This window comes from Stenotrophobium rhamnosiphilum (genome assembly GCF_003052265.1).
In the GTDB taxonomy this organism is placed as follows: Bacteria; Pseudomonadota; Gammaproteobacteria; order Nevskiales; family Nevskiaceae; genus Stenotrophobium; species Stenotrophobium rhamnosiphilum.
Map to the genome: position 1 here is coordinate 178,409 of NZ_QANS01000007.1, position 22,279 is coordinate 200,687.

Sequence of the window (22,279 nt, forward strand, 5' to 3'; positions counted from 1 at the left end):
CGTAGACCGATCCCGCGCTTCGAGATCTAACGATGCACGAAACGACAAGTAATCTGCAGCAACTTCTTCTCGGCCGTTTGGGCTGGGAGGCGATCCCGCTGCACGAGCCCATTCTGCTGATGACGTTTGCGATGGTCGCTGTCGTCGGCCTCGCCGTTGTGGCGTGGATCACCAAGATTGGCAAGTGGAATTATCTCTGGACCGAATGGTTCACCAGCATCGATCACAAGAAGATCGGCATCATGTACATCGTGCTGGCCCTCGTGATGTTGATGCGTGGTTTTGCAGATGCGCTGATGATGCGTCTGCAGCAGGCAATGGCTTTTGGTGACGCTGTTGGTTATCTGCCACCACATCACTACGACCAGATCTTCACCGCTCACGGCGTGATCATGATCTTCTTCGTCGCCATGCCGTTGGTAGTGGGCTTGATGAACATCGTGGTGCCATTGCAGATCGGCGCACGCGACGTGGCTTTCCCGTTCTTGAATAACTTCAGCTTCTGGATGACCGTGTCTGGCGCTGTGCTGGTGATGATGTCGCTGTTTGTTGGCGAGTTCGCACGCACGGGTTGGTTGGCGTATCCGCCTTTATCGGGGATCGCTTACAGTCCCGATGTCGGTGTCGATTACTACATATGGTCGCTACAGCTAGCGGGTATAGGAACCTTACTGTCGGGCATCAACTTCATGGTCACCATCATCAAGATGCGTGCGCCTGGTATGACGTTGATGAAGATGCCGGTATTCACTTGGACTGCGCTTTGCACCAACGTACTGATCGTCGCCGCGTTCCCAGTGTTGACCGCTGTGTTGGGTTTGCTGTCGCTGGATCGCTATGCCGGCACCAACTTCTTCACCAATGATTTTGGCGGCAACGCCATGATGTATGTGAACCTGATTTGGATCTGGGGTCACCCAGAGGTTTACATCCTGATCCTGCCTTTGTTCGGCGTGTTCTCAGAAGTGGTCGCAGCATTCAGCGGTAAAAAACTGTTCGGCTATGCGTCGATGGTTTACGCCACGATTGTGATCACGATCCTCGCGTACCTCGTGTGGTTGCATCACTTCTTCACGATGGGCTCAGGCGCGAGTGTGAACTCGTTCTTCGGCATCACCACGATGATCATCTCGATCCCGACGGGCGCGAAGATGTTCAACTGGTTGTTCACCATGTATCGCGGCCGCATCAAGTTTGAAGTACCGATGCTGTGGACGATGGGCTTCATGTTCACCTTCGCTATCGGTGGTATGACCGGCGTGTTGCTCGCCGTGCCACCAGCTGACTTCGTGCTGCACAACTCGCTGTTCCTGATTGCGCACTTCCATAACGTGATCATCGGTGGCGTGTTGTTCGGTGGCTTTGCCGCGATCAACTTCTGGTTCCCTAAAGCAATAGGCTTCAAGCTCGATGCGTTCTGGGGCAAGGTCTCGTTCTGGTTCTGGATCTCGGGCTTCTGGTTCGCCTTCACGCCGCTCTACATTCTCGGCCTGATGGGTGTGACGCGTCGTCTCAGCCACTTCGATGATCCGAGTCTGCAGATCTGGTTCATCATCGCTGCCTTCGGCGCCGTGCTGATCCTGTTCGGTATTCTCGCCATGCTCGTGCAGATCTTCGTCAGCATTCGCAATCGCGAAGCGCTGCGTGATCACACTGGCGATCCATGGGGTGGCCGTACATTGGAGTGGTCGACTTCATCGCCACCACCACCGTACAACTTCGCCTTCACGCCGCGCGTGCATGACCTCGATGCATGGTCGGATATGAAGAAGCGTGGCTATGTGCGTCCGACCAAGGGCTTCATCGCCATCCACATGCCCAAGAACACCGCGGCCGGTATGGTGCTGGCGGGTCTGGCGACGGTGTTTGGTTTCGCAATGATCTGGCAGATTTGGTGGTTGGTCATCACCTCGTTCGTGGTGACGGTTGGCGCTGCCATCGTTCACACCTTCAACAATGACCGCGATTACTACATCCCGGCCGAAGAAGTCGCGCGCATTGAAGATGCACGTACTCAGCAACTCGCAGGGCAGGCTTAATCATGGCGAATACTGCAACTATGAATAATGCTTCGGCTCAGGAGTTTTACCTGACCGAAGAGCATCACGTCGAAAACGGCACGATGCTGGGCTTCTGGCTGTATCTGATGAGCGACTGTCTCATCTTCGCTTGCTTGTTCGCGATGTACGGCGTGCTCGGCGCGAACTACGCCGCAGGCCCGAGCCCGAAAGATCTGTTTGATCTTGAGCTGGTCGCGCTCAACACCTCGATGCTGTTGTTGTCGTCGATCACCTATGGCTTCGCGATGCTGGAAATGGCACGCAAGCGCAAGACGGCAACGCTGATGTGGCTCGCCATCACTGGCTGCTTTGGTCTGGCTTTTCTTGGCATTGAGCTTTACGAGTTTCATCACCTGATTCATGAAGGCGCAGGCCCGCAGCGCAGTGCGTTCTTGTCGGCGTTCTTCACGCTGGTCGGCACGCACGGTCTGCACGTCACCTTTGGTTGCATTTGGTTGGTGACGTTGATGGTGCAGTTGCACAAGAACGGCTTCACGACCGTGATGCGCCGCCGTCTCAATTGCCTCAGCTTGTTCTGGCACTTCCTCGACGTCGTATGGATCGGCGTCTTCACCTTCGTCTATCTGCTGGGAGTGCTGAGATGAGCGCCGTATCGCATAACCACGATGATCTAGTCCACGGTCACGATGACCACGGCCATGGTCACGACGAGGGGATGCCGCACGTTACCTTCAAGGGTTACATGACCGGCTTCATCTTGTCCGTCATCCTCACCGCGATTCCGTTCTGGCTGGTGATGGCAAAAGTAATCCCTGACAACAAAGTCACCGTCGCGATTGTGTTGGGCTTTGCAGTCATACAGGTTCTTGTGCACATGGTGTACTTCCTCCATCTCGACACGACGTCGGAAGGTGGCTGGAACATGCTGGCGCTGATCTTTACCGCGATGTTGCTGGTGATCATGTTCGCCGGATCGCTGTGGGTCATGTATCACATGAATGCCAACATGATGCCGGTGTCTGTCGAAGACATGCGGAATATGCCGTAGCTATGAGCGAGGCGACGAAACGTTCGTCGCTGGGTTTGGTGCTGGCGTTAGTTTTCGCCAGCGCCGCTTTCCTCAGTTTTATTGCGCTCGGCACCTGGCAAGTTAAACGCCTCGCATGGAAGCTCGATCTCATCGAGCGTGTCAATCAACGTGTCAACGCTGCGCCCGTCGTGCCACCTGCAAAAGCACAGTGGGCGAGTGTGGGCATTAATGATGAGTACACACACGTTTGCGTCAGTGGCGAATATCGCCACGATCACGAAACTTATGTGCAAGCCGTCACTGTGCGTGGTCCCGGTGATTGGGTGCTGACGCCGCTGCAGAGCGCAGATGGCACGGTGGTGCTGATCAATCGTGGCTTTGTCACTGCCGAACAAAAATCCCCAACCTCGCGCGACAAGGCTCAAGTCGCGGGTGTGGTTAAAGTCTGCGGCTTACTGCGCCTGACCGAACCCAGCGGTGGATTCCTGCGGCGTAACGATCCCACCCAAGCACGCTGGTTTTCCCGCGATGTCGTCGCCATTGCTGCGACGCAATATTTGCCGATGCAGAACGTCGCTCCGTATTTCATTGATGCTGATGCTGCAGCCAACCCCGGCGGAGTCCCCCTCGGCGGCCTGACCGTAGTCCGCTTCCATAACAGCCATCTGGTTTATGCCATCACCTGGTATGGCTTGGCTTTGTTGACCTTGGTAGCTGGAGTTGTGGTTGTTCGTTACGGTCGTCGCTGATCATGTAGGAGCGCCTCGGCAATTGCTCCTGCGTTGCTCTACCGAGGGGCATCCATGCCCTCGTCTTAGGCGCGATGGTTTCGGCACCAATCGCGCCTAAGAGGCGCTCCTACCGATTCTCAAAGTGGTGCATGGCGCTAAACTACGGCGGTATGACAACCGCCAACCATATTCACCCCTCCATGCGCCGCACCCGGCCGATGCTCGACCCGGCTGGCGTCAAGAACATGAAGCAGCTGATCGACCTGCGCTGGATCGCAGTGATCGGCCAGATCATCACCATCGTTTTCACGCAGTGGGTGTTTCACATCCCGCTGCCGGTGGAATTGATGATCGGCATTTTGAGTTCGCTGATCGGCCTCAATCTACTGAGCCTGTTCCGTTGGTACACGCTGCCTAGCGCCAGCAATTTGGAGTTGATGACGGGCTTCTTGATTGACGTCGGCGCGCTCACGGCGCTGCTTTATCTCAGTGGAGGCGCTACCAATCCGTTCGTGTTTTTGTATCCGCTGCAGTTGGCGCTGGCCGCTGTGCTGTTGGCATCGTGGTCGACGTGGACGCTGGTCGGTATCACCTCCATCTGCTTCGCGGGCCTCACACGTTTCTATGTGCCGTTGCAGTTGCCTGCCGGTGGCGTAGAGCAGTTGTTCGATCTGCATATCATCGGCATGTGGATTTGTTTTGTGCTCGATGCTGTGCTGCTGATCGTGTTCATGAGCCGCATCAATCGTAATCTACGTGAACGCGATGCCAACCTTGCTGGCATGCGTCAGCGCGCGGCAGAAGAAGATCACATCGTCCGCATGGGCTTGCTCGCCTCTGGCGCTGCACACGAACTCGGTACGCCGCTGGCAACGCTGGCCGTCACGCTGAATGACTGGCGTCGCATGCCGCAATTCAAGAATGATCCTGAAATGCTGCAAGAGATCGGCGAGTTGCAGCACGAGTTGGATCGCTGCAAGACCATCGTCAGCGGCATTCTGATGTCTTCCGGTGAAGCGCGCGGCGGATCAATTGTTGTGACGAACGCATCGGATTTCGTCATTGATCTGGTCCGTGAATGGTCCAGCTCACGTAACTCCAAGGCGCTCAAGTACGGACGCTTTGCCGGTGAAGATTGCCGTATTGTTTCTGACTCCGCGCTCAAACAGATCATCTCGAATGTTTTGGATAACGCAGCAGAAGTCTCGCCAGAGTGGGTCAAGCTCACGGCCACGCATGCTGATGGCATGTTCACGATCACCGTGCGCGATCGTGGCCCCGGCTTTACGCCAGAGATTCTTGAAAACCTCGGCAAGCCCTATCAATCCACCAAAGGCAAAGTCGGCGGCGGTCTCGGCTTGTTCCTGGTGATGAACATCGTACGCAAGCTCGGCGGCAGCATGAGCGCGGAGAACGGCGAAGAGGGCGGCGCCATCGTGACGCTACAGATGCCGATGGATGCGCTGTCGATGGAGGACGAAGATGTCGGACACATCTGGGTCTGAAGACATCGAAGATGATCTGCTGCTGATCGTTGAAGACGACGCAGCATTTGCGCGTGCACTGAAACGCTCGTTTGAGCGGCGCGGCGACTATCGCGTGCTGCACGCCAGCAGCATTGAAGAAGCCAAAGAGATTCTGAAAACGGAATCGCCTGAGCGCGCCGTGGTCGATCTCAAGCTGGGTGTGCAATCGGGCCTGAACGTCGTGCAACTCTTGCACGAACACGATCCGGAAATGCTGATCGTGGTGCTCACTGGTTTTGCCAGCATCGTGACTGCCGTTGAGGCGATTAAGCTTGGCGCCTGCAACTATCTGGTCAAGCCATCGAACACCGATGACATCGACGCAGCGTTTACCCGCAACACCGGCGATGTCGATGCGCCAGTGGCAGGGCGCCCAACGTCAATCAAGACGCTGGAGTGGGAACGTATTCATGAAGTGCTGACGGAGACCAACTTCAACGTCTCCGAAACCGCACGCCGCCTCGGCATGCACCGCCGCACGCTAGCCCGCAAACTCGCCAAGCGCGGAGTGTCGTAATCACGCAACAGAGAACAGGCATGACCAAACGCAATGACGCGCCATCCAATCCTGATCGCCGCAAGCTGATCACTTCTGCCGCTGCTGTTTTGAGCGTTGCTGCTTTGCAGACGCCTACGGCAGAAGCCAAAAGCAAAAGCGGCGGCACGCAAACGGGTTCTGTAGATGTCATTGTTGTTGGCGCAGGTTTGTCTGGATTGACGTCAGCGCGCGAGCTGGTGAAGAAAGGCAAGTCAGTGGTCGTGCTGGAAGCGCGTGATCGTGTTGGTGGCCGCACGTGGACAACTGCGGTGGGCGCGCGCCGTTACGATCTCGGTGGCCAGTTTGTTGGCCCCACGCAAGATCGCATCCGCGCAATGGCCAAGGAATTTGGCCTCGAAATAAAACCCGTGTTCAGCGACGCCAAACACATTTGGGAACTGGGCGATGAACGTGTCGAGTTCGAAGGCAGTGTGCCGGCCTTGTCTTTGCTACAGAAACTGGATCTCGGCCACATCATCAACAAGATGAATGCTCTGGCCAAACGCGTTGGCCCGACGACACCATGGGCGGTATCCGATGCAGCAGAGCTGGATGCAATCACGCTCGCGCAATGGGTCAAGGAAAACAGCTATAAAAAATCATCACGTGACTTCGCCAAAGTGATGACGCGCGCTGTTCTGGGCGTGGATCCGGATGAGATCTCTGTTTTGCTCTGGTCTTATTACGTTGCGCAGGGCGATAACATCGAGATGCTCATCGGTGGTCGTGGTGGTGCGCAGGACAGCGTGATTGAAGGCGGCTCGCAGCAGTTGTCGCTGCGCATGGCGAAAGACCTTGGCGCAGCAGTGAAGTTGTCACAACCTGTGCGCCGCGTGATGCATGATGCGGCGGGCGTGACGGTCGAGACTGATCACGGTAACTGGCGCGGACGTTATGTGGTGATGGCAATCCCGCCGGCGATGAACACGGCGATTACGTTTACGCCATCACTGACCGGTGATCGGCGTGATCTGGAAACGCGCGCACCGATGGGCCGCTACGCCAAGGTTGTCATCACCTACGAAAAACCGTTCTGGCGTGAGCTTGGATATGCAGGAGATGTTGGCAGCTTGCGCGGCCCGGTTGTTGCCAGTTATGACGACAGCTCCAATGAAGGCCCCGCGCTGCTTGGGTTCGTCGGTGGTGATGATGAACGCCTGTGGCGCAAACTCTCCGCGCCCGCACGCAAAGCGGCAGTGCTCGAATGCTTCGCGCGCTGGTTTGGTTCTGAAGCGTTGAAGCCACTGGCCTACGAAGAAAAAGATTGGACGGTGGATGAGTGGACCTTCGGTGGCCCCACCATTGCCTTGCCACCTGGCGTGCTCAGTCGATACGGCGCTGCATTGCGTCAGCCTATCGGCCGCATCCACTGGGCTGGCACCGAAGCCGCGCAGCGTTGGACCGGCTATATGGATGGTGCAATACGTGCAGGCGAACAGGCTGCAGCAGATCTGCTTACGCGGCTTACGAAATAACGGCAGGAATCTTCATGGCTCTGACCACGCTGGACGCCAAGACTGCACTGATCGTGATTGATTTGCAGAACGGTGTCGTCGCTATGCCAACGGTCACACCAGCGGCGGAGATCGTGCAGCGTTGCAGCGATCTGGCGAGTGCATTTCGTCGTCATCGCTTGCCAGTGATGTTGGTGAATGTGGTGGCGGGTGTATCTGGACGTACAGATCAGACGCGCAGCACGGCATCGCGCCCGGATGATTGGGCGCAGATCGTGCCAGAGCTGCATCAGCAGCCAGAAGATCACGTTGTCAGCAAACGCAGTTGGGGCGCGTTCAGCAGCACTGATTTGCAGGCGCAGTTGCAAGCGCAAGGTGTCACGCAAGTTGTGATCTGTGGCATCGCGACCAGCATTGGCGTGGAGTCCACCGCGCGCCACGCTTACGAGTTGGGCTTCAACGTAACGCTGGCAGTCGATGCGATGACGGATACGCACGCCGACTCGCACGTCAACAGCATCACGCGCATCTTCCCGCGACTCGGTGAATGCGGCAGCACACAAGAGATCATCGAGCTACTCGATCGCACGCGCGCATGAGCGCGCGATGAGCGGCATCTTCCGATCGCTATCCATTCCTAACTATCGCGTATGGGCGATAGGATCCAGCGTGTCCAACATCGGCACCTGGATGCAGCGCACGGCGCAGGACTGGCTGGTGCTGACGCAACTCACCAATCAAAACGCGACCGCCGTCGGTATCGTGATCGCGCTGCAGTTCGGGCCGCAGTTGCTGATGCTGCCTTTGAGTGGATCGACGGCAGATCATGTTGATCGACGCAAACTTCTGATCGCGACGCAGGTGCTGATGGGTTTACTCGCACTAGGTCTTGGTTTGCTCACCGTCACGGGTCTTGTGCAGCTCTGACACGTTTACTGTTTTGCCTTCGGACTTGGCTGCGTCGCGGCGTTTGATGCGCCAGCGCGTCAGACCTTTGTCTCAGAGTTGGTGGGCGAAGAGGATTTGTCGAATGCAGTGGCGCTCAACTCTGCATCCTTCAACGCTGCGAGACTCATCGGCCCCGCGATTGCAGGTGCGTTGATTACTCTGATCGGCACGGGCTGGGTGTTTCTGCTCAACGCGGCATCGTTTGCTGCTGTGTTGTATTCAATGAGCTTGCTGCGCACGAGTGAGTTACACCTGCGTGAGCGCACGGCCATGAAGCGCAGCGCGCTCGCGGATGGGTTTCGTTATGTCTGGGCGCGGCCTGATCTCAAAGCGATACTGTTCATGTTGTTTCTGATCGGCACTTTCGGGCTTAACTTTTCGATCTACATTTCAACGATGGCGGTCGGCGTCTTTCACGCTGGCGCGCATGAGTTCGGGCTGCTGACATCAATCATGGCGATTGGCTCTGTTGCTGGCGCGCTGCTCTCGGCCAAGCGTTTGCAGCCACGCATGACTTTATTGTTCACAGCCGCAGCATTGTTTGGTGTTGGCTTTGTGTTTGCCGCGATCATGCCGAACTACTGGATGTTCGGTCTGGCGCTGATCGTCATCGGTGCCTACGCGCAAACATTCACGACGACCGCCAATGGCGTAATGCAATTATCTACAGACCCAGATATGCGTGGTCGCGTGATGGCGATCTTCCTTGCCGTGGCTTTAGGCGGCGCGCCAATGGGCGCTCCTATCGTCGGTTACGTGGCAGACACATTTGGTCCGCGATGGGCCTTGGCGGTGGGGGCAGCAGCAGGATTTGGCGCAGCGCTCATCGGTTTGCGCTATCTAATCGTGCATCGCCATTTGCGCATGCGTTTTGAAGCAGGACGTCTCAGCGTCAGCATGGACAAGGACGTTACTTCGAAATGAAGCAGGCGACTCTGTTTCGGCTCAGCGTTTTTTTCTAAGCTGACGTCGTTGTCAGGCTTGCTCGCTCGTTTGGTGCTCATGCGGCTTGTAGCTCGTACTTCTTCGTCTTTGCTACCAGCGTGTTCATCTCTTTGAGCAGATCACGATTGTCGTGATCCCAAGGATGAAAGCCGGGGCGCATATAACTCAGCCACGGCAACGCGAGTTTCGGCAGCAGAGCTGGCGAGATCAGCATGAATTTTGCGAACGCGCCGAAATCTTTCCAGCTACGTGGATGCGAGTCTGCTTTGAGCATGCGCTGCTGGTAGTAGAGCACCAGCGACAGAAATCCGAGCGTGGTGATGACTAAGCTCGTATTGCGCAGCGCATAGGCTTTGATGCCGCGACCCATCACAGCCTCGTAGACATCAAACGCAACCGCTTTGTGCTCAATCTCTTCCAGTGCATGCCAGCGCCACATGGCTTTGAGGCGTGCATCTGCACCCGCAAGGATGCGTGGATCCGTCAGTACAATCTCAGCCATGATCGCGGTGAAATGTTCCTGCGCAATCGTGATGGATAGCTGTGCGGCAGGAGGGAGTTTTTCTTCTAGCATGACAAGAAATTTCTTCACCTGACGTTCAAGCTCATCAGCCGGCAGGCCCGCTCTATTGAGCAGACGATTGTGCTCGTCATGTTCGCGACCATGCATCGCTTCCTGCCCGATGAAGGCAGTCACAGCTTTCTTCAGCTGCGGCTCATGAATGTGATCGCGGTAATGACGCACGGTGTGGATGAAGAAGCGTTCGCCTTCTGGAAAGAAGATCGACATCGCGTTGGTGAACTGCGTGACGTACGGCCCTTTGGCATGCCAGTTACTGACGCTGCTAGGCAATAGTTTGAAATGTAAATCGCGACGAGTGGGGATCATGCGATGTTCCTCAGTTTATGAAATGAAGCGTCATATCTTGATGGCGCATGGACACGGAGCAGCTTTTAGCTCAGCTTGTTCCACTCGAGCGAGATGGTGCCGACGCGACGATTGCGTGAGCTAGGCATGTATCGAGCAGAGAAGAGCTTTGATTGCTCAACGATGTTGGCAATGCTGTCTGCTGGAATGCGGTGCAGCTTTTTTACAATGCTGACTGCAGCGGTGCGCTCAGTTTGTTCTTTCATGGTGCCTCGTGAATCCTGCGAGCGGCGAGGTGCCGTGCTGTTCTGGATTCGTTGAAACCACCTTAATTACGTCTGCGAGTGAGGTCGGTGCGGTGAACCGCATAGAGTGACGCTTACGTAGGGTGCGCAGTGCGCACGCGGTGTTGTAGGTAGCACTAATTTCGCGTGCGCAAGGCGCACACTACGAATCAGACCCATAAAAAAAGCCGCGCTCGAAATGATTCGAGCGCGGCCTTATTTATGCAACTGCTAGGCGATTAAACCGCGAGCAATTCCACTTCAAACAACAGCGTCGCGTTAGGCGGAATAACGCCGCCTGCACCGCGTGCGCCGTAACCGAGATCAGCGGGAATGATCAGGCGACGCGTGCCGCCAACTTTCATACCTTGCACGCCTTCATCCCAACCGCGGATGACCTGACCGCCGCCCAGTGAAAACTGGAACGGGTCACGGCGATCTTTGCTGCTATCAAACTTGCTGCCTTGCGTGCCGTTGTTAAACAGCCAGCCGGTGTAATGCACGGTAACAAGCTGGCCGCGCTTCGCTTCTGCGCCTTCGCCAACAGTGGTGTCTTCGTACTGCAGGCCGGTAGCGGTGGTGGTGATCGTCATATTGGATTCCGTATAAATAGAAATAACGCGGCGATTTTACATGGCTTACGGCCAAGGTACGCGTCAGTGGTTACACCTGATGAAATTAGTGCGCGGGTGGGGTGTTGGTACTGCTAGTTGTAGACCGTATCAACGTTGCGCCCAGCGCAGCACCCACAAAGGTAAACAGCGCGCCGATCAAGAAGGCCATCTGATAACCGCTATTGAGCGCGGCAGTGGCGTCATCGCCGCTGTGAAGAAGCTGCTGTGTGCGCCCATCGGCGAGGCTGGCCAATACCGCCAAGCCCAATGCGCCGCCCATCATGAAAGACGTATTCACAATGCCGGAGGCAAGGCCCGCTTCATCCTCGACAGCATCATTCATGGCTGCCAGCAACAAAGGGTTGAAAGCCATGCCGCCGCCCAAGCCCATCAGCACCATGCCGGGCAGCACATCTAGCCAGAACACGCCATCCAAAGGTGTGCGCGCAAATAGCAGCAGCCCTAGCGCAGCGATCGCGAGGCCCACCCACAACGGCGCACTAATGCCGTAGCGCATCACCAACTTGGCTGACAGGCCTAAGGAAAAAATCGCCATGATCAAATCGGCAGGCAGAAACGATAGCCCGACCTCCAGTGGCGAATAATTCAAGATGCGTTGCAGATACAACGCCGACATCACAAACCACGCAAACATGCCTGCGGCCCACAACACCGCAATAACATTGGCGACGGCTAAGTTGTGTAGCTTGAACAAACGCAGCGGCATCAGCGGATGCTCCACGCGTGATTCAATGATGAGGAATGCGCCGAGCAGCACGGCGCTGGCTGTGAGCATCCCCAGCGTCTGCACCGAGTGCCAACCGGCTGCATTGCCATTGACGATCGCGTACACCGCCAGCATAAGGCCCAGCGTGACAGTGACTGCGCCAGTCACATCGAGCTTTTGAGTCGTGCGTGTTTTCGTATCAACGGGCAATAGACGCAAGCACATCACATACACCGCAATACCAATCGGCAGATTGATCAGGAAGATCCAATGCCAGTTCACGTACTGCGTAATCACGCCGCCCAGCACTTCACCAATCGTGCCGCCCGCTGCGGTCACAAATCCGTAAATGCCCATGGCCTTGGCGCGTTCGCCATTGTCGGCGAACAGATTCAAGATGATTGCCAGTGCTACAGCCGTCACCACCGCACCGCCGACGCCTTGCAATGCGCGCGCTGCTACCAGCGTGAACTGCGTGCCCGGAATGCCACAGGCTAGCGACGCTACTGTAAACAGCACTAAGCCCATCAAGAACCAGCGCCGATTGCCGTAGAGATCACCCAAGCGTCCGCCCAATAGCAGAAAGCCGCCATACGTCAGCATGTAGGCATTGAGCACCCACACCAGCGAGGTGTCGGTAAAGCCCAGGTCCGTTTGAATCGACGGCAGCGCCACCGTCACCACGGTGGTGTCGAGCACAATCATCAACACGCCGAGGCACAGAACGTAAAGCGCTAACCAGCGGCGGCGGGGATCTTCAGCGGTTGTCATAAAGCAATGCTACTCGAAAACTTTATTGAATCGATCCACAGGACTTTCTGTTGTCTTCGATGAGGCATACAGTGGGCCGTCGTTTATTCACGTAGATGAACAATCAACGAGGAGAAATCAGATGGCATACATCGACGGATTTTTGGTGCCAGTACCCAAGGCCAAGATCGCGGACTACCGCAAGATGGCGCGCAAGGCCGGCAAGATTTGGATCGAGCACGGCGCTTTGCTATTCACCGAGTGCTTGGAAGATGACGTCAAACAAGGCAAGTGGACGTCATTTCCGCAGGCCGTAAAGCGCAAGCCGGATGAAGTGGTGATGTTCTCGTGGATCGCCTTCAAATCACGCAAGGACAGAGACCGCGTCAACGCCAAAGTTATGACTGATCCGCGTCTTGCAAAGATGATGACGACGAAAGCGCCCTTCGACGGCAAGCGAATGATCTTCGGTGGCTTCAAGCCCATCGTCGAACTGAGCCGGTGAGCTCATGACGACCGATCCGTTTGCCCAGTTCAAAGCGGCACAGCGCGAGTCTTGGGCGCTGTTCTCGCCACTCGCTACATTCACCACGCTTGCCGCCGCCAGCCTCGTCGACTTTGCGGAAGTGAGTCAAGGCGAAGTCGTGTTGGATGTGGCGTGCGGCACCGGCGTTGTCGCTATAACGGCTGGGCGTCGCGGCGCGCAAGTGCGCGGCATGGATCTGTCGCCAGTCTTGCTAGAAGACGCACGCCGCAATGCCGCCGTGATCAATGCCGAGATTGAATTTTTAGAAGGTGATGCAGAAGCTCTGCCTTATGCCGACGCCACATTTGATGTGGTGCTGAGTCAGTTCGGCCACATATTCGCGCCGCGACCAGAGGTTGCCATTGCTGAGATGCTGCGCGTGCTCAAGCCCGGCGGCCGCATCGCATTCTGCACTTGGCCGCCAGAGCTGATGATCGGTCGCATGTTCGCGCTCACGGCTTCGTATCTGCCACCGCCTCCCGGCGTTGCATCACCGGCTGCGTGGGGCGATGTGAATGTCGTGCGCCAACGCCTGGGTGATGCTGTCAGCGATATACGCTTTCAGCGCGATGAGATGACCGTGCCAACACTGAGCCCACAGCATTACCGCGCGTGGATGGAGCTTACCGCTGGGCCACTGATCAGGCTCGTACAAACACTATCCGACCAACCCGACCGCCTCGCAAAATTCCGCGCTGAGTTTGAAGACCTTAGTCGCCAGTTCTTTGTTGGTAACCGTGTGCGGCAATCGTTTTTGATGACGCGGGCGGTGAAGCGCTAGTTCGTTGCAGTGTTGTTTCGTAGGGTGGGTAGAGCGCGCAGCGAAACCCACCATTCTTTGATTGTGCGATGACGGTGGGTTTCGCTGCGCTCTACCCACCCTACAAAGGCGCGGCTACGATAGCGACATCGCCACCAGTGTCTGACCCATGTCCATCGTCCTAACTCCCTTCGCCCGCGCGCGGCTGTTTCCTAAAGACCGCCGCCTCAACGCTATTCAAGACGCTACCGCAGAATCTTTCGAGCGTTACATCAATGACAACGTGCCGCTGAAGGTGTTGGATGGCTACGCGCCGTTCTGCAAGTTGCATGTGCATCGCAACTGGACCAGCACGCGTTGTCTCACAGTGCCGATCACTGATGACAACCGACACTTGCTGCGCTCTGCGTACGAGGCCAGAACCAAGGCTGAGCTGCCGGTGCTGGTGCGTTGGTTTGAAGGCGTAGAACCGCCGATCGCTAATTACATGATCGTGATTCTCTACAGCCGCGAGCAGATGCTGAAAGAGGGCGACACGATTGATGCGGATTGGGGCGTTGTTGGTTGCATGTATACCGAGGCGCCGGAAGAAATTCCGATGGCGCCGATCACCATGATGAGAAACGCCCTCGGAGTAGACGAGGGCGGATCAGGTGTTGCGATGGATCGAGAGGCTTATCGGCAGGCGGTGGCGTTTTGGGAAAGCAACGCGAACTGGCGGCCTAAAAAATAAGCGGCTGTTCGGAATTAACTGTTCAATAATCGAAACTGTCGCGGTGTCGCATTGAACACTTTACGCATCAGGCGACGCAGCGCGGTGGAATCGCTGTATCCAACTTTTTCTGCCACCTGATCCACCGACATGCTGGTGGTTTCCAGAAGCCGACGGGCACGTTTGAGTCGCACGAACTGAATCAGTTCTGAAGGGTTCTTGCCCGTGGCTGCTTTGATGCGGCGCGCTAACGTTTTTTCAGAGATACACAATTTTTCTGCCATCTCCTTAACGCTCAGGGCGTTTGGAAGAGATTTTTCGATTTGCTGCGAAAGATTGGCAATCAGTTCGTTCCCATTCGCGAGCATGGCCGGAACAATAAACGGCGCTTGCGCTTCTCGACCATCAATGACGAGCACGCGTGAAACGGCTTCCGCAAGTGCATTGCCAAAGCGTGCTTGAATCAGTCTGAGCATCAAGTCGGTTTGTGCGAATGCAGCGCCAGCAGTCCAAACGGTGCCGTCAGAAATCACGAGGCGATTGGCGTCGACAACACATTCGGGCTCAACTTTTTGTAAATGACTCGCCAGCCACCACGTCGTCGTGACTTTGCGATTCTTAAGTAATCCTGCAGCTTGCAGAAGAAATACGCCTGAGCACGAAGCAGCTACTGTGCCGCCAGCACGAGCATGGGTTTTTAACGCAGCGATGCCTCTTTGAGCATCCGCTTGTTCGAGGCGTAAATCCACGGCGCGGGGACTTCTGGTAGCCAATCCGGGAATCACCCAGATGGAGTTGTCGCCTTTAACGCGGCCAGGAAGAGGCTTGGCATCGATAAACATGCCATTGCTAAGTGGCGTTGGGCCTTCTTCGCATAGCGACAGCACTTTCCATTTTGGCGTTGCTGCGCCAACGCTTGGGGCCATCGTGACCGCAGCAGCCAAGAGATCGAGTGTCGCGGAGACCGAAGACGCAAAAGCACCCGGAACAAGCAGAATGGTGAAATCGTTCATTGGCGTATTTAGCCTTAAATATGTCAGATAGGACACTACAACATTCCCATCGTTAACGCTTAAATACTGCAACTTGGTGTGAGGCCGGCACTGTGCTCAATCAGCTGCAAGGGGAAGCTATTCATGCGTGGATTAATTCATGTTCTGACTTTCAAGATCGTGTTCACCATCGTCGGGGCCTGTGTCCCGTTGTTGCTGCTGCCTGCAAGCGCTCTGCAATGGATAGGTTTCGATGTGCCTCAGCCTATTTTATTTCTTCGTATGCTGGGAATGGCCTACGCGGCGTTGATTGTTGGATACGCGTTTGGCCTGAGAGACGCCAAGCGCGGTATTTATCCTGCACAAGCTGTTTGGGTTGGAATTTTCAGCAATGGCGGTGCTGCGCTGATCCTGAGTTTTGCAGCACTCAATGGCACATGGGCCCACTGGGGTGCGATGGCCCAGATGCTGATGTGGGGTTCGCTCATCTCTCTGACAGGGATCACGGCCGGATTAATTTCTTTTGGGCCTTTTGATCTGCGCATTGATATAGAGCTTTCCAAGAAATATGCAGAGTTCCTGTGAGCAGGCAAAGACCATGTTAAGTGCACCTGAAAAATCTGCTGCGCAGCTAGATATAAACGCCATCGAAAAGGTATTCGGATGGATGACCAAACCTGAGCAGCGAGCCGCAACTGATCAAGAGCGCAAAGCTTTGGCCGGAGCGACTCGTCATCAGTTCAGCTTTGAAGGCTTGTCTTTATCTGCGTGGATATGGGGCCAAGGCAAGCCAGTCTTGTTGCTGCACGGCTGGGAAAGTCGTGCCGCGCACATGGCAGCTTTTGTACCGCCGCTGCTTGAGCGCGGATTTCAGGTCATCGCTTTGGATGCGCCTGCGCATGGTGAGTCGCAGGGCGAGTTCATGGACGTGGTCAAGTACGGCAGAGCCATTCTTGCGACTGCATCTGATCTCGGTCCTTTTGCCGGCGTCATTGCACATTCATTCGGCGCGGGTGCTGCGCTATACGCGTACGCGAATGGATTGCAGGTGCCGGCCTGTGTGCAATTAGCGGGACCAAGCACGCTGACCAGCATCATGCGGCATCTTTCGAGTCTGGTTTCTTTGAACGAGCAAAGCATTGCTCATCTTCGCACCATGTTGAATGAACACGCGGGTGTGCCGATTGAGGTGATGGATATTGACGCGCTGCAATCTGGTCGGGCGCATCCGGCATTGCTGATCCATGATCCTGAAGATCGTGTTGTACCAGCGAGTAATAGTTACGAATTGCTCGCGGCTTGGCCCGACGCTTCGTTCTTGCGCGTCGCGGGCTTGGGACATAAACGCATTCTGAGTGACGTGTTCGTGGTTTCCAGTGCTGTGGGATTTATTGCGCATGCACAGAGCAAGTAACAATCATGAACATTGATGGCATAAGAACAGCCACCGCTCAGGACGCTACACAGATTGCAAAGTTGGTGAACGATGCCTATCGGCCTTCGCCAGAAGTCGGAGGCTGGACGCACGAGTCTGCCTTGGTATCAGGCCCGAGAACGAATGCTGCGATGGTTGAATCAGCAATTGCCGCGCGCAATTCCACGCTTCTAGTGGGCCTGCACGATCAAGAGATTCTCGCCTGTGTTCAGATTGAACAGCATGGCGATGTCAGTCACATTGGTTTGCTAGCTGTTAGTCCGGCCATGCAAGGTGGTGGCGCTGGCAAAGCAATGCTCAAGCATGCTGAAGACTTTGCCATCCAGAAATATGGTGCAAACAAATTTGTACTGGCTGTCGTGACAAATCGAAGCGAGCTGGCAGCGTTCTATGTGCGGCGGGGTTATCGAAAAACAAGTGCGGTCGCTGACTATCCCAAGGATGCGGGCGTTGGTATCCCTTTGCGCGCGGATCTGAAAGTTGAGACGTATGAAAAATCTGCTGAAGGCCTTATTCCAGTGAGAGGTTGAGTCATGTATCTATCTGCGCAAGCCATTCGTGACATGGCCGGTCAAAAGAGAACGCACTTTCTGAATAGCAATGCTGTTCGGATCAATAAGTCGCTGGGTGATGAAGTTGGGCTAAAGAACATTGGCGTTCATCTGATTACGATTCAGCCGGGGCACTACTCCACAGAGCCTCATGCCCATTTGTTTGAAGAAGAGTGCATCTATGTTTTGTCCGGCCGCGCGATCGCAACACTAGGGTCGGAAACCCAGGAGGTCGGCGCTGGAGATTTCATTGGATACCCGATCAATGGTATTGGACACTGTCTACAGGCCATCGGGACTGAGCCCTTGATCTGTCTGGTGCTGGGCCAGCGTTTGGCGCAGGACGTGGCAGATTACACAAACCTCAAGAAGCGGCTCTATCGGAATAATGGGGAATGGAATCTGGTTGATCACGCTGATATCCAGCGTATTCAACGATAGCGCGAATAATTTTGGAGTGAATATGAACTATGTGTTGATTATCCATGCCGTCAAAGACTATCAGGCATGGAAGAAGATCTTTGATGAGGCATCTGCAATTCGTAAGAGTGCAGGCGAAATAAACTATTACGTGCTGCGCGATGAGCACGATGAAAACAAGATCGTTCATTTCTCCCAGTGGGCGTCTTTGCAGCAAGCCAGAGATTTCTTTGAGTCGCCGCGATTGGTTGAGATCCGCATTCAGGCGGGTGTCGAAGCACCTGAGTTCAATTATCTGAAGTGTTTGGAAGTTGGAACGCTCTGAGAATATTGCGTAGGAGCATCGAGTTGCGATGCCTTGTTGTATTCGATGAGTAAGGATGCGCGTATGGTAGGAAACAATCTCAAGCCTCAGGCAAAGACCATTGAGTTCTGGTTCGACTTCGGCAGCAACTACAGCTATCTGACGACGATGCGCATTGAGCAAGCCGCATCCAGCTTGGGAGTCACGGTTCTGTGGCGGCCATTTCTTCTCGGGCCTATTTTCAAAACGTTTGGCTGGGAAACCTCTCCCTTTGTTCTGCAGAAAGCCAAAGGTGAATACGTCTGGAAGGATATGGCGAGGGAGTGTCAGAAATATGGTCTTGCGTGGAAACAGCCGACGAACTTTCCGCGCGCTTCGGTATTGCCGCTGCGTGTAGCACTATCGGGTGCTGATGAGTCCTGGGTTGCAGAGTTCTGCCGACAAGTGATGACGACCAATTTTGTCGATGATCAAGATGTGGATTCAACTGACGTCATTCGCAGCATTCTGGACAGAATGGGTTTGCCCTCGGAGCAGATACTTGCTGCTGCACTGTCTGATAAAAATAAACTCGCGCTGCGTCATCAAACAGAAGCAGCACAAGCCAAAGGCATCTTTGGTGCGCCAACGTTCTTCGTCGGCTATGAAATGTATTGGGGTAATGATCGTTTGGACGATGCGCTGCAATACGCCTCTAGTAACAATGGCTGAATAAGCTTTAAAGATGTCCAAATGGACACTCGAAGGAGCAAGTCCATCAGCGTCAAATAGTCGCACCTTATCTATCAGGTGCTTTCCATGCCGAACATTTTTGTCAGAGTCCCCAAGGGCGCATTTCCTGCTGATGCTCGCCAGCGCCTTGTTCGAAATATCAACGACGCTGCCGGCGCTGCGGAACAAATACCTAACGATCCGCAGAAGCGTTTTCTGACTTGGGTGGTCGTTGAGGAAATTGAATCCGGCATGTGGACATGCGGCGGACTTGATGTGACTGCCAAAGCTTTGCCCTGTTTCGCCATCGTGCATGTTCCCGCGGGCGTTTTGAATGCATCAGCGAGAGCGCTTTACATCAAGCTCATGTATGAAGCCTTCCAGCAAGCGTTGCCAGAGGGCGAACAGCGACAGTTGTTGACCTCCGTCATTCTGCAAGACGTGGCGGATGGCGATTGGGGCGGTAATGGCATCGTCTGGACGCTGCCCAAACTCGCACAGGCTGCGGGCTATGCGCACTTGCAACATCTAACGCGCGCCAGTGCAGCACCGGCAAAAAATTTTGAGTCAGTTCCATGAGTGCGCGTGACATGAAGGTGGACGATGCACTCGAAGATTTCACCGCGCGTGAAATCACGCTGAACGATGTGACCAAGAGAGTTTATGTCGCTGGCCAAGGGCCTGCCGTTATCGTGATGACAGAAATGCCTGGCATCAGCCCGCATGTCGCACGCTTCAGCCGCTGGGTGCGTGACGCAGGACTAACCGTATACATGCCATCACTGTTTGGTCGTGATGGAGTGATTGCGAGCGCTGACGAAGGTGGCGCCATTTTCAAACGCGCGTGCGTCAGTGCAGAGTTCCGCGCGTTTGGATCGAATGAATCCAGCCCAGTCACACAATGGCTGAGAGCGCTCGCGAGAGTGGCGCATCAAGAATGTGGTGGCCCGGGCGTAGGTGCGATTGGCATGTGCTTCACCGGCAACTTCGCACTTTCAATGATGCTGGAATCTTCCGTGCTCGCGCCTGTGGTCTCGCAGCCTTCCCTTCCTTTTGATGATCCGGCTGGCATCGGCATTCCGCCGAACGAGCTTGCGCTGGTGCGCGAACGATTAGAGCGGGAAAACCTCACCGTCATGGCCTATCGATTTGCAGGCGATAAATTCTGCAAGGCGCAGCGCTTTGAGGCTTACGCTCAGGCGCTAGGTGATCGCTTTGTTGCACGCGTGCTTCCAGATAGCGCTGCGAATACGGATGTCGCACCGTTCTTTGAAAAACACGTGGCAAGCCCGCACAGCGTCGTCACTGCCCATCTGATTGATCAAGCGGGCCAACCCACAATCGCTGCTCGTGACGAGATTCTTGCCTTCTTCCTAAGGACCCTACGGTCATAAGTAGAAAAGTGAAAGGGAGTCAGTGCAAGCTAACCAGAGCCACATTCACTCCTTGATCACGGGTATCACTCGCATATGAAAATCATCGACGCTTGGGCACAACCTGCGTTGGGCCGGGTTCGGCAGAAGTTGCCGGAAGTTGCACGCCTGTTCGAGAAATCGGGCTCGGCACATCTGCTGGATCAGAGTTTGGATCCGGCACAAACCGTTGCACTGATGGATGCCGCAGGCGTCGAACGCTTGATGCTGTGTGCATGGTGCCGACCAGAAGGCTGGCTGTGGACTAACGATGACGTTGCCGAATTTATTCGCGCATTTCCAGATCGCTTTACGGGCGTGGCGACCGTTCATCTAGCGGATCCAGTTGCTGCGGTGCGTGAACTGGATCGAGCCGTACGCGTGCTTGGATTCAAAGCACTGCGAGTGGTGCCTTGGCTATGGAAGCTGCCGCCCAATGACAAGCTCTACTATCCGCTTTACGTGAAGTGCATCGAGCTGGATATCCCGTTCTGCACGCAGGTTGGTCACACCGGTCCGCTGATGCCTTCTGAAACCGGGCGGCCCGTTCCTTACCTTGATGAAGTAGCGCTGACATTCCCTGAGCTGCGCATTGTTGGCGGACACATTGGTCATCCATGGACAGACGAGATGATTGGTCTGGCCTGGAAGCACGACAACGTCTTCATCGATACCTCCGCGTATCTGCCGCGCTATTACCCGCCTGCCTTGATTCACTTTATGAAGACCTATGGTCAGCAGAAAGTTCTGTTCGGTTCCAACTTTCCGCAGTTGTCGCTGGAGAAATGTGTGGAGCAGGTCAGGCAGTTGGACTTGGGGACGGAAGTGGAAACGAGTTTTCTGGAGACTAATGCGCGACGGGTATTTCGGCTTTAGTGGCGCGCAATAGTCTTCATTCAAAAAGTGTGGAAAGAGTGTGATGAAAAGCCAATCCGAAAAATCCAAGCAATTCGCCGCGCTTCATCAAGCCGGAAATTCCTTTGTCATTCCCAACCCCTGGGACATCGGCTCAGCAAACGCCCCAGGCGCGCGGTTTGATCATGAGTATTACCGAACGACGCATATGCCGCTTGTGAAAGACCGTATGGGTGATAGCTGCAAAAGCTACACCATCGACAAGGGGCTGGCTGGCAGTGCTCCCGGCACGCCTGCAATCTATGTTGGCATGTGCCATATCTTCTGCGATTCGGTTGAGGTGTTCCAAAAAGGCTTCGGTCCGCATGCACAAGAAATTATGTGTGATGTGAGGAACTACACTAATTTGACTCCAGTAATGCAGATCAGCGAAGTCATTGTTGGCTGATATGCCAGCTCCAAAGGCTCGAAACTGAGTGCAGTGTGGTTTTGAAAGCAGCAGAACAATAGAAACCGTGAGCTGCTTTTACAACTAGTGGATCGCTCAACGAATATCGGCGCCGGTTTTACTTTCCACGTCCTGAGTCGCGACGATCAGCATGCGGCCAACTTATTCCTTAGAGATTAATCAAAGCTTCTCCAAAGGCGTCGACATTTGAGCATCCACGGAATCCCAGATGGCTTTCCCTCTTTAAGAGGCGCTCAAATCCTATCTGAATTTATCGCCGGGAAAGAGATACGGTTTGAGTTCACCCGGATTTTCGAGCAAGAGTAAAAATTCTGGGGCTTCTGATTTCTCAGATCTACCGCGATCCGTGCTTCCTGCAAAAGATATTTGACCAGAGCGCCGCGTGCTCGGAGGCGGTAACTTGTTTTGTTGAAATATTCAGCGCGCACGACATCGCTGTCTTCCAGGCTGAGGGCGTGGTGGCCAGTCGACCGGGGTTTGGGCAAAGGTTTCTTCCGCACGAGGTTGTGCAAGTTCGATCATGCACTCGCTGTAGGGGCGCAGAAAGGAACCTATCCTCTGGACGCATCTAGTTTGCGTTAGGTGCCAAATCAGTAGCACTCACCAATTTATGTGATATCGCTCCGAGCGCAGAGCTACTACAACTGACGTCTGTCTTTTAGGATCGTCATGAACAGCTCCCCGCGCCATCACCAC

At 55.0% G+C, this 22,279-nt stretch carries 26 protein-coding genes and 1 pseudogene; 22 read left to right on the plus strand and 5 right to left on the minus strand.

Annotated elements, in window-relative coordinates; translation table 11 throughout:
- Positions 1–32 precede the first annotated feature (32 nt).
- The 9 genes and pseudogenes from cyoB (at position 33) to CJD38_RS16805 (ending at position 9,172) form a co-directional block, all read left to right on the plus strand.
- Positions 33–2,039, plus strand: coding sequence for a cytochrome o ubiquinol oxidase subunit I (cyoB, locus tag CJD38_RS16765; protein WP_107941533.1), 2,007 nt, complete (start codon positions 33–35; stop codon positions 2,037–2,039).
- Between the two features lie 2 nt (positions 2,040–2,041).
- Entirely contained in the window at positions 2,042–2,665 is a 624-nt protein-coding gene (gene cyoC / locus CJD38_RS16770; RefSeq protein ID WP_107941534.1) for a cytochrome o ubiquinol oxidase subunit III, read from the plus strand.
- Complete coding sequence (gene cyoD / locus CJD38_RS16775) at positions 2,662–3,069, plus strand: cytochrome o ubiquinol oxidase subunit IV (RefSeq protein ID WP_107941535.1); 408 nt, start codon at positions 2,662–2,664, stop codon at positions 3,067–3,069. The genes cyoC and cyoD overlap by 4 nt, the downstream gene beginning before the upstream one ends.
- A gap of 2 nt (positions 3,070–3,071) precedes the next feature.
- Positions 3,072–3,800 (plus strand): SURF1 family protein, encoded by a 729-nt coding sequence (locus CJD38_RS16780; RefSeq protein ID WP_107941536.1) that lies wholly within the window; start codon positions 3,072–3,074, stop codon positions 3,798–3,800.
- 152 nt (positions 3,801–3,952) lie between these two features.
- The gene (locus CJD38_RS16785) at positions 3,953–5,287 is read left to right on the plus strand and encodes an ATP-binding protein (protein WP_240783698.1); all 1,335 of its coding nucleotides are present in this window, start codon (positions 3,953–3,955) and stop codon (positions 5,285–5,287) included.
- Positions 5,265–5,825 (plus strand): response regulator transcription factor, encoded by a 561-nt coding sequence (locus tag CJD38_RS16790; protein WP_107941537.1) that lies wholly within the window; start codon positions 5,265–5,267, stop codon positions 5,823–5,825. The genes CJD38_RS16785 and CJD38_RS16790 overlap by 23 nt, the downstream gene beginning before the upstream one ends.
- A gap of 20 nt (positions 5,826–5,845) precedes the next feature.
- Positions 5,846–7,321 (plus strand): flavin monoamine oxidase family protein, encoded by a 1,476-nt coding sequence (locus tag CJD38_RS16795; protein ID WP_107941538.1) that lies wholly within the window; start codon positions 5,846–5,848, stop codon positions 7,319–7,321.
- Positions 7,322–7,335: 14 nt separating this feature from the next.
- Positions 7,336–7,899: an isochorismatase family protein gene (locus CJD38_RS16800; RefSeq protein ID WP_107941539.1), complete on the plus strand. Its 564-nt coding sequence runs from the start codon at positions 7,336–7,338 to the stop codon at positions 7,897–7,899.
- Positions 7,900–7,906: 7 nt separating this feature from the next.
- Positions 7,907–9,172 (plus strand): annotated as a pseudogene (locus CJD38_RS16805) (MFS transporter).
- A gap of 76 nt (positions 9,173–9,248) precedes the next feature.
- Here the strand turns inward: CJD38_RS16805 and CJD38_RS16810 are convergent.
- The 4 genes from CJD38_RS16810 to CJD38_RS16825 form a co-directional block, all read right to left on the minus strand.
- Positions 9,249–10,082 carry a metal-dependent hydrolase gene (locus CJD38_RS16810; RefSeq protein WP_107941540.1) on the minus strand — a complete coding sequence of 278 codons (834 nt, stop codon included), beginning with the start codon at positions 10,080–10,082 and terminating at the stop codon, positions 9,249–9,251.
- Between the two features lie 65 nt (positions 10,083–10,147).
- Positions 10,148–10,327, minus strand: a complete 180-nt coding sequence (locus CJD38_RS16815; protein ID WP_107941541.1) for a hypothetical protein — start codon at positions 10,325–10,327, stop codon at positions 10,148–10,150.
- Positions 10,328–10,584: 257 nt separating this feature from the next.
- Complete coding sequence (locus CJD38_RS16820; RefSeq protein ID WP_107941542.1) at positions 10,585–10,938, minus strand: FKBP-type peptidyl-prolyl cis-trans isomerase; 354 nt, start codon at positions 10,936–10,938, stop codon at positions 10,585–10,587.
- Positions 10,939–11,023: 85 nt separating this feature from the next.
- Complete coding sequence (locus CJD38_RS16825) at positions 11,024–12,457, minus strand: DHA2 family efflux MFS transporter permease subunit (RefSeq protein WP_107941543.1); 1,434 nt, start codon at positions 12,455–12,457, stop codon at positions 11,024–11,026.
- A 121-nt stretch (positions 12,458–12,578) separates the two neighbouring features.
- Here CJD38_RS16825 and CJD38_RS16830 point away from each other — a divergent pair, with 121 nt between their 5' ends.
- The 3 genes from CJD38_RS16830 (at position 12,579) to CJD38_RS16840 (ending at position 14,455) form a co-directional block, all read left to right on the plus strand.
- The gene (locus tag CJD38_RS16830) at positions 12,579–12,941 is read left to right on the plus strand and encodes a DUF1428 domain-containing protein (protein WP_107941544.1); all 363 of its coding nucleotides are present in this window, start codon (positions 12,579–12,581) and stop codon (positions 12,939–12,941) included.
- Between the two features lie 4 nt (positions 12,942–12,945).
- Positions 12,946–13,743: a class I SAM-dependent methyltransferase gene (locus CJD38_RS16835; RefSeq protein WP_107941545.1), complete on the plus strand. Its 798-nt coding sequence runs from the start codon at positions 12,946–12,948 to the stop codon at positions 13,741–13,743.
- A gap of 148 nt (positions 13,744–13,891) precedes the next feature.
- Positions 13,892–14,455: a DUF3228 family protein gene (locus CJD38_RS16840; RefSeq protein ID WP_107941546.1), complete on the plus strand. Its 564-nt coding sequence runs from the start codon at positions 13,892–13,894 to the stop codon at positions 14,453–14,455.
- A 14-nt stretch (positions 14,456–14,469) separates the two neighbouring features.
- Here CJD38_RS16840 and CJD38_RS16845 read toward each other — a convergent pair whose 3' ends face one another.
- On the minus strand, positions 14,470–15,447 hold the full coding sequence (locus CJD38_RS16845) for a GlxA family transcriptional regulator (RefSeq protein ID WP_107941547.1): 978 nt from the start codon (positions 15,445–15,447) through the stop codon (positions 14,470–14,472).
- A gap of 123 nt (positions 15,448–15,570) precedes the next feature.
- Between CJD38_RS16845 and CJD38_RS16850 the strand changes: the two genes are divergently transcribed.
- The 10 genes from CJD38_RS16850 to CJD38_RS16895 all read left to right on the plus strand — a co-directional run bounded on the left by CJD38_RS16850 (position 15,571) and on the right by CJD38_RS16895 (position 21,562).
- Positions 15,571–16,011 carry a hypothetical protein gene (locus CJD38_RS16850; RefSeq protein ID WP_107941548.1) on the plus strand — a complete coding sequence of 147 codons (441 nt, stop codon included), beginning with the start codon at positions 15,571–15,573 and terminating at the stop codon, positions 16,009–16,011.
- A gap of 13 nt (positions 16,012–16,024) precedes the next feature.
- Positions 16,025–16,840, plus strand: coding sequence for an alpha/beta fold hydrolase (locus CJD38_RS16855; RefSeq protein WP_161554273.1), 816 nt, complete (start codon positions 16,025–16,027; stop codon positions 16,838–16,840).
- Between the two features lie 5 nt (positions 16,841–16,845).
- The gene (locus CJD38_RS16860) at positions 16,846–17,391 is read left to right on the plus strand and encodes a GNAT family N-acetyltransferase (protein ID WP_107941550.1); all 546 of its coding nucleotides are present in this window, start codon (positions 16,846–16,848) and stop codon (positions 17,389–17,391) included.
- A 3-nt stretch (positions 17,392–17,394) separates the two neighbouring features.
- Positions 17,395–17,853, plus strand: coding sequence for a cupin domain-containing protein (locus tag CJD38_RS16865; protein ID WP_107941551.1), 459 nt, complete (start codon positions 17,395–17,397; stop codon positions 17,851–17,853).
- A gap of 22 nt (positions 17,854–17,875) precedes the next feature.
- Positions 17,876–18,157: an antibiotic biosynthesis monooxygenase gene (locus CJD38_RS16870; protein ID WP_107941552.1), complete on the plus strand. Its 282-nt coding sequence runs from the start codon at positions 17,876–17,878 to the stop codon at positions 18,155–18,157.
- A gap of 63 nt (positions 18,158–18,220) precedes the next feature.
- The gene (locus CJD38_RS16875; protein ID WP_107941553.1) at positions 18,221–18,847 is read left to right on the plus strand and encodes a 2-hydroxychromene-2-carboxylate isomerase; all 627 of its coding nucleotides are present in this window, start codon (positions 18,221–18,223) and stop codon (positions 18,845–18,847) included.
- A gap of 87 nt (positions 18,848–18,934) precedes the next feature.
- A complete protein-coding gene (locus CJD38_RS16880; protein ID WP_107941554.1) occupies positions 18,935–19,426 on the plus strand; it encodes a tautomerase family protein in 492 nt (163 codons plus the stop codon).
- Positions 19,423–20,241, plus strand: coding sequence for a dienelactone hydrolase family protein (locus tag CJD38_RS16885; RefSeq protein ID WP_107941555.1), 819 nt, complete (start codon positions 19,423–19,425; stop codon positions 20,239–20,241). The genes CJD38_RS16880 and CJD38_RS16885 overlap by 4 nt, the downstream gene beginning before the upstream one ends.
- 75 nt (positions 20,242–20,316) lie before the next feature.
- The gene (locus tag CJD38_RS16890) at positions 20,317–21,135 is read left to right on the plus strand and encodes an amidohydrolase family protein (RefSeq protein ID WP_107941556.1); all 819 of its coding nucleotides are present in this window, start codon (positions 20,317–20,319) and stop codon (positions 21,133–21,135) included.
- Between the two features lie 43 nt (positions 21,136–21,178).
- Positions 21,179–21,562, plus strand: a complete 384-nt coding sequence (locus tag CJD38_RS16895) for an EthD family reductase (protein WP_107941567.1) — start codon at positions 21,179–21,181, stop codon at positions 21,560–21,562.
- Positions 21,563–22,279 lie beyond the last annotated feature (717 nt).